6 protein-coding genes are annotated in these 6,978 nt (G+C 73.6%); 3 read left to right on the plus strand and 3 right to left on the minus strand.

Translation table 11 applies throughout. From position 1 onward, the window contains the following. The first annotated feature begins 44 nt into the window (after positions 1 to 44). The gene (locus OO62_RS31990; RefSeq protein ID WP_033271169.1) at positions 45 to 1,142 is read left to right on the plus strand and encodes a MerR family transcriptional regulator; all 1,098 of its coding nucleotides are present in this window, start codon (positions 45 to 47) and stop codon (positions 1,140 to 1,142) included. Between the two features lie 85 nt (positions 1,143 to 1,227). Here OO62_RS31990 and OO62_RS31995 read toward each other — a convergent pair whose 3' ends face one another. From OO62_RS31995 to OO62_RS32005, 3 genes are all read right to left on the minus strand, one after another. Then, the gene (locus tag OO62_RS31995; protein WP_033271170.1) at positions 1,228 to 2,442 is read right to left on the minus strand and encodes an NAD(P)/FAD-dependent oxidoreductase; all 1,215 of its coding nucleotides are present in this window, start codon (positions 2,440 to 2,442) and stop codon (positions 1,228 to 1,230) included. Between the two features lie 105 nt (positions 2,443 to 2,547). Continuing rightward, entirely contained in the window at positions 2,548 to 3,483 is a 936-nt protein-coding gene (locus OO62_RS32000) for a sulfite exporter TauE/SafE family protein (RefSeq protein WP_051733787.1), read from the minus strand. Position 3,484: 1 nt separating this feature from the next. Further along, positions 3,485 to 4,363 carry a GntR family transcriptional regulator gene (locus tag OO62_RS32005; protein WP_228332464.1) on the minus strand — a complete coding sequence of 293 codons (879 nt, stop codon included), beginning with the start codon at positions 4,361 to 4,363 and terminating at the stop codon, positions 3,485 to 3,487. Positions 4,364 to 4,675: 312 nt separating this feature from the next. Between OO62_RS32005 and OO62_RS32010 the strand changes: the two genes are divergently transcribed. Together OO62_RS32010 and OO62_RS32015 are read left to right on the plus strand one after the other, a co-directional pair. Next, the gene (locus tag OO62_RS32010) at positions 4,676 to 6,061 is read left to right on the plus strand and encodes an MBL fold metallo-hydrolase (protein WP_033271171.1); all 1,386 of its coding nucleotides are present in this window, start codon (positions 4,676 to 4,678) and stop codon (positions 6,059 to 6,061) included. A gap of 302 nt (positions 6,062 to 6,363) precedes the next feature. Continuing rightward, a complete protein-coding gene (locus tag OO62_RS32015) occupies positions 6,364 to 6,909 on the plus strand; it encodes an AMP-binding protein (RefSeq protein ID WP_077194765.1) in 546 nt (181 codons plus the stop codon). The last annotated feature ends 69 nt before the right edge of the window (positions 6,910 to 6,978 follow it).

A 6,978-nucleotide genomic window follows, 5' to 3' on the forward strand; every position in this document is an offset into this window, starting at 1 on the left:
GTACGGAACGGCCGGACCGGCGGACGCCGGAGGGAGGCGGGGGCATGAACCACGACGCGGACGGTGCGGAACTTCTCACCATCGGAGCGTTCGCCCGCGCCTCCCGGCTCTCGCCGAAGGCCCTGCGCCTCTACGACGAGCTGCGCCTGCTGCCGCCGGCCCACGTCGACCCGGTCAACGGCTACCGCCGTTACGCCCCGGCCCAGTTGGAGCGGGCCCGCCTGGTCGCCTGGCTGCGCCGGCTCGGCATGCCGCTGACCCGCATCCGCGAGGTGTGCGAACTGATGCCCGACACGGCGGCCGAGGCGGTCGCCGCGTACTGGGCCCAGGTCGAAGCCGACACCGCCGCCCGCCGCGACCTGGCCGCCTTCCTCGTCGACCAACTTCAGCGGAAGGACACCGCCCCCATGACTGCCTCGGCCACGCCACTGACCATGCGCTACGCCGCCCGTACCGACCGCGGCCTGGTCCGCCCCGCCAACCAGGACGCCGCCCACGCGGGCCCGCGACTGCTCGCCGTCGCCGACGGCTACGGCCCGGAGGGCGGCCGCGCCGCGGCCGCGGCCGTGAGCGCGCTCCAGCACCTGGAGGACGCCCCGGCCGGCACGGACCCCCTGTCGGCACTGGAGGAAGCGGCCCGCCGCGCCCACCGGGCCGCGCCGACGGCCGACGAGGCCACCGGCAGCACCCTCACCGCCCTCCTCCGCGCCGGCTCCCAGCTGGCCCTCCTGCACCTCGGCGACTCGCGGGCCTACGTCCTGCGCGACTCCGGCCTCTTCCGCATCACCCACGACCACAGCCTGGTCCAGTCCCTCATCGACGAGGGCCGCCTCACCCCCGAAGAGGCCCCGTCCCACCCGCAGCGCGCCCAGCTCCTGCGCTCCCTGGACGGCGGCAGCCCGTTCACCCCCGACCTCCAACTCCTCGACGCCCGCCCCGGCGAGCGCTACCTCCTGTGCACCGACGGCCTCACCGGCGTCGTCCCGCCCGAGTCCCTCCAGGACGTACTGACCGCCGCCGAAACCCCCGAGCAGGCCGTGGCGGACCTGATCGCCCTGGCCCACGCGGCGGGTGCGCCGGACAACGTGGCATGCGTGGTGGCGGACCTGCACCCGGCCGACGCCGAGGTGCTCGCCGCGTAAGCGGACCGCACGACCCCGGCCCCGAGCCGCCGTGCGCCGCGAACGGCCTCTCGGGGTGGCGGGCGGTGCCCGCCACCCCGAGCCGTTACGCGAGCCCCTTGAGCATGGCCCTGAAGTAGAGCTGCGGCAGGCCGTAGCGCTTGAGGAACCACATGTCGGTGCGTTCGCGGGTGGTGTCGATGAACGGAAGGGAGGGCGTGGGCCGCAGGTCGTAGTCGAACTCCGCGAGCAGCATCTTGTGCCGCGCGGTGACCAGGGGACAGGAGGTGTAGCCGTCGTAGCGGGCGGAAGCCGGGCGCCCGCGGAGCCCGGCGAGGAGATTGCTGACGACGACCGGGGCCTGCTTGCGGATCGCCGCGCCCGTCTTGGACGTCGGAAGGTTGGCGACGTCGCCGAGCACGAACACGTCGGGGAAGTCAGGGTGCTGAAGGGTTTCGCGGTCCGCCGCGACGTACCCGTAGGGGGACTGCGGGTCGGCGAGCGGGCCGTCGGCGAGCCAGCGCGGCGCCCGCTGCGGCGGTACGGCGTGCAGCAGGTCGTAACGGACCGTCTCCGCCGTGCCGGTGGTGTGATCGGTGAGCACCGCCTCCCGCGCCGGGCCGTCCACACCGGTCATCTCCGAGTTCAGCCGCACCTCGATGCCGTAGCGGCGGGCCGTCTCCCGCAGCGCCCGGTCGAAGACCGGCACCTTGAACATCGCGGGCTCCGGGAGCACCAGAATGGTGCGGATCGACTTCAGCACCCCGCGCTTGCGCCAGTGGTCGGCCGCCAGATACGCGATCTTCTGCGGGGCGCCGCCGCACTTCACCGGCCCGGACGGCATGGTGAAGACCGCCGTGCCACGGCGCATCCGGCGGATGAACTCCCAGGTGAGCGGGGCGAGATCGGGCCGGTAGTTGCTCGTCACCCCGTCGTGGCCGAGCGCCGGGGCGAGGCCGGGCACGCCGTCCCAGTCGAGCTCCAGACCGGGCGCCAGGACCAGCCGCCCGTAGGAGAGCACCCGGCCGGAGGCGGTGGTGACGGTGCGGGCGGCCGGATCGACGGCGGTGGCGCGTTCCCGCAGCCAGCGCACGCCCGGCGGCATGACGTCCGCCTCGGTGCGCAGCGAGGCCCGCAACGGCGCCTGGCCACCCCCGACGAGCGTCCACAGCGGCTGGTACCAGTGCGTCTCGGACGGCTCCAGCAGTGCGATGTCGTGGACACCGGCACGACGTAAGCGGGCAGCGACGGTGATGCCCGCGCTGCCGCCGCCGACGATGAGGACCTGGTGGCGGGACGGGGCGGCGGGTGCGGGGGTCATGGGGTCCTCCTGGGGACGGGGTGCGTGAACGGTCGGGGTGGGGTGGGTACTCGGTGGCGGACGGTTGGTCGTTTGTGGGTGGTGGGTGGTGGGTGAACGGTCGGGTCAGAGGTGCGGGAGGGCGGTGGTCGCCATGGTGAGGGCGAGGACGGTGACGAGGGTGGCGAAGGCTGTGGTCAGGGTTCGGGGGCGCAGACGGGTGGTGAGGCGGTTGCCCAGCTGACTGCCGATCGCGGCGCACGCCGCGAAGCCGGCCAGCAGCGGCCAGTCCAGGCTTCCGGTACCGGCCCGGGTGCCCAGCGCCGTAAGGGAGTTGATGAGGATGACGAGTAGCGAGGTCCCTATGGCGACCGGCATGTCCAGGCCCAGCACCAGGGTCAGGGCCGGTACCACGACGAAGCCGCCGCCGACCCCGAAGAAGCCGGTGAGCAGCCCGACGGCGGACGCGGTGACGGCGATCCGGACGGGCCGGGAGAGGAGCGCGGTGCGGGAGTGGGGGAGGCGGTGCGCCCGGACGGCCCCGAGGGGAGCGGTGCCGGAGTTGGAGGGGCCGCCGGCCGGGTCGTCCGAGGGGGCGAGGGGAGTGGCGGGGCTGGCGGGCGTGGCGGGCAGGGCGGGCCGCGCCGGGTCCCGTAAGGGCCGGGTCGGGGTCGGCTCCGCCGCGCGCGCTGCACGCACCTCACGCCACACCAGCATCGCCGCCACCACAAGCATCAGCCCGGCGAAGGCGGTCATCAGGACATCGGGCCGCAATGCCGCGCTCCAACGGGACCCGACGTAGCTGCCGGCCGTCCCCAGTGCGCCGAACACCGCGCCGGCCACCCACCGGACCCGGCCCGCCCGGGCGTGGCAGACCAGACCGGACACCGAGCCGACCGCGACCACGACCAGCGCACCCGCGGTCGCCTCGTGCGGCGACTGCCCCAGCAGACCGACCAGCGCGGGCACCGCCAGCACCGAACCGCCGCCGCCGAGCGCCCCCAGCAGCAGCCCGATCAGCAGCCCGCACGGCAGCGTCGCCAGGGCTAAGAGAACGGACACGCTAGGCGGACGGACACGAGACGGCGGAGGCCGAAGCCACCGGCGATGAGACGGCGGATTCCGAAACCACCGGTGAAGAGGAGCCGGGCGACGCAGCGGCCCGCGGTGCCAGCGCGACGGCCCGGCTCTCGTCGGACCACTCGGCGACGAAGCTGAAACGGTCGCCGCGCACCACCGTCTCCCGCCACTCCACCGGCCGCTCCCCGGCCCGCCCCAGCCGCTCGATGGCGAACGCCGCCTCCCGGTCGGCCAGCCCCAGCAACCACGCCTGCCGCACGTCCGGCAGGAACGGCTGGATCCGCTCACGACCCCCGGTGACCTTCACCGAGCAGCGCCGCGACAACTCGCCGTAGAGCGACGTGTGCCCGAAGTCCGCCGCCAGCAGCGGCTCGGCGATCTCGGCGGGCAGATACGCGGTGTCGTGGGCGAGCGGTTCGCCGTCCGCCAGCCGCAGCCGCTCCAGCACGACCAGCGGCGCGTCCGGAACCAGCCCCAGATGCCCCGCCACGGTGCCGTCCACGGTCCGCTCCAGCCGCAACACCTCGCTGCGCTGCTCCACGCCCTGCCCCTCCAACTCACGGAAGAGGCTGTACAGCGAGCCGAGCGGCTGCTGTATGCGGCGGGTGTCCAGCCGGCTGGCCCGGCCGCGCTCGGCGATCACCAGACCGTCGGCGCGCAGCTTGCGCAGCGCCTCGCGCACGGTGTGCCGGCTGACCTCGTACTCGCCGGTGAGCCGGTGCTCGGCCGGGAACTCCTCGGTGAACGCACCGGCTTCCATCCGCCGGCGCAGATCCGCGAAGAGCTGCGCCCAGAGGGGGAGCGGGGAGCGCCGGTCCAGGGGGCGCGGAGCGTGCGCGCCGTCCGGCTGCTCGGTCGTCATGGTTGTTCCTCCGCGGGACTCTGGTGGGGCGGGGTGGAGCGGTGCCGTGCGGTGCGCTGCGGTGCCGGGGCAGGCAGGGCGAGCCGGTACGGGCGAGACGCACCTGAAGCGACCTCGCCCTGACGCTCGGTCAAGACGTGCGGTCAGACCGACTCCTGGCTCGTTGCGGGCCACCCCCAGCTTGTCGCCCGCCGACCCGAATCCTTAATGTACGTACATCCGTGCATCCGCACAACGCACCCCCCGGCCGGAGCGGGCACCGCCCACCGCGTACGCGGCGCCCGCCCACCCCTGGACCCCCGGAGGCCCACCGTGCACTTCGCGCAGTACTACCTCGACTGCCTCTCCCAGGCGTCCTACCTGATCGGTGACCCGACCACCGGACGCGCCGTCCTGGTCGACCCCCGTCGCGACATCGACGACTACCTGCACGACGCGGAGGCCGCCGGACTGCGCATCGAACTCGTCATCGAAACGCACATTCACGCCGACTTCCTCTCCGGCCACCTGGAGCTCGCCCGGGCCACCGGCGCCACCATCGCCTTCGGAGAGGCCGCCCGAACCGGCTTCCCCATACGGCGGTTACGCGACGGCGAACGCATCAGCCTCGGCGCACGTGACGGCGAAGGCGTCACCCTCACCGTCCTCGCCACCCCCGGCCACACCCTGGAATCCCTCTGCCTGGTCATCCATGAACGGCCCGACGACGACGTGCCGTTCGGCGTCCTCACCGGCGACACCCTCTTCGTCGGCGACGTCGGCCGCCCCGACCTGCTCTCCGCGGCCGGACACTCACCGGAAGACATGGCCGTACGCCTCTACCGCTCCCTGCACACCAAACTCATGGTGCTCCCGGACGCGACCCGGGTCTTCCCCGCACACGGCGCCGGCTCCGCCTGCGGCCGCAGCCTCTCCACCGAGACCAGCTCCACCATCGGCGACCAGCGTCGCCTCAATTACGCCCTGCAGCCCATGCCCGAGGCCGACTTCGTGCGGCTGATCACCACCGGGCAGCCCGCCACACCCGGCTACTTCGCCCATGACGCCGCCCTCAACCGGGACGGCCACCCCTTCCTGGACGCCACCCCGCCACCCGCCCTCACCCTGGGGGAAGCACTCGCCGCCCGCGACCAACAGGGCGCCGCCCTCCTCGACTGCCGCCCGCTCGCCGCCTACACCCGCGCGCATCTCGCCGGATCGCTCCACACCAGCCTGGACACCCGGTTCGCGGAATACGCCGGCAGCGTCGTCGCACCGGGCACCCCGATCGTGCTGCTCGCCGACCCCGGCACCGAGGAGGAAGCCCGCCTGCGCCTCGCCCGCATCGGCTACGACCACGTCATCGGCCACCTGCCCGACCCGGCCGCCGTGCTGGACCACGCCCCCGCACTCGTCCGCCACAGCCACCGCATACGGCACGACGACGAACTGCCGCCGCACGCCCAGCTGGTCGACGTCCGCAACCCCGCCGAATACGAGGCCGGCGCCCTGCCCGACGCCCACAACATCCCGCTGGCCACCCTCCCCGGCCGCATCACGGAACTGGACCCCCGCCGCCCCGTCGTCCTCTACTGCCGCAGCGGAAACCGCTCGGTGATCGCAGCCGCACTCCTGGAGGCCCGCGGCTTCGACGACGTCTGCGACGTCGCGGGCGGCTTCGAGGCCACGAGAACGGAAGCGGGCGCGACGGCGGGCTGAGCACGGCCCCCGCCCCGTACGTCCGCGCGCACGCCCCGCGCAGAAAAACCCGTGCCCAAGTCCCGCGCCACAAGCCCCGCCACCCAAGCCCCGCGCACGTGCACGCCCAGGACCGTGGACACGAAATACGGAATCAGGAGCGAGAGGAAGGGATGGAGTGCACCGGAAGGGGGCAAGACCCTAGGGGCATGATCCGTGAGCGCGGTCGTGCGCGGTGGTGCGAGGACCGGCCGGGCGCCGACCCCGACCCTGTACAGCGGACGTTCAGCGATCGTTGATCGATGATCGCCATCCTGGCACGCATGTTGCACAGTGTGATCTCACAGCATGCAGATGACGCCCGGGAAGCTCAGGAGCCGGACGCGTCCCGGATCGCCCTGACCTGGACCGGAGAGCCGGGACGGCTGGAGGAGCTGACCCATGGCATGCTCCTCGACCAGGCCAAACGCGCCGCCGCGGCGCTCGCCCGGCTCGGGGTGCGGGCCGGTGACCGGGTCGCCGTGCATCTGCCGCTGGTGCCGGAATCGGTGATCGCCACGCTCGCCTGCGGCCGGCTGGACGCGATACGTACGACGCTGCCGGTCTCGCTGACGGTGCCCGAACTGGTCGCCCGCACCCGGGAGTCCGACGCCCGTGTGCTGATCACGGCGGACGCCGCGTTCTGGGACGGGGCGGTACGGCCGGTGAAGCCGCTGCTCGACCACGCACTGGCCCGGGGCACGGCCGCAGGCGGTGCGCCCCGACGGACCGTGCTCGTCGTGAACCGGTGCTCCCGCCCCGTCTCCTGGAAGCCCGGGCGTGACCTGTGGTGGCACGAGGTGCTGGAGGGCACGGCCGTCAACGGCTGAGGAAACGATCCGCTCCCGTAGGGGCCCTCCCCCTCCCCCTCCCCCCACCCCACTCCCACCCCTCACCCA

Origin of the sequence: Streptomyces lydicus (assembly GCF_000717345.1) — a bacterium.
Classification (GTDB): domain Bacteria; phylum Actinomycetota; class Actinomycetes; order Streptomycetales; family Streptomycetaceae; genus Streptomyces; species Streptomyces lydicus.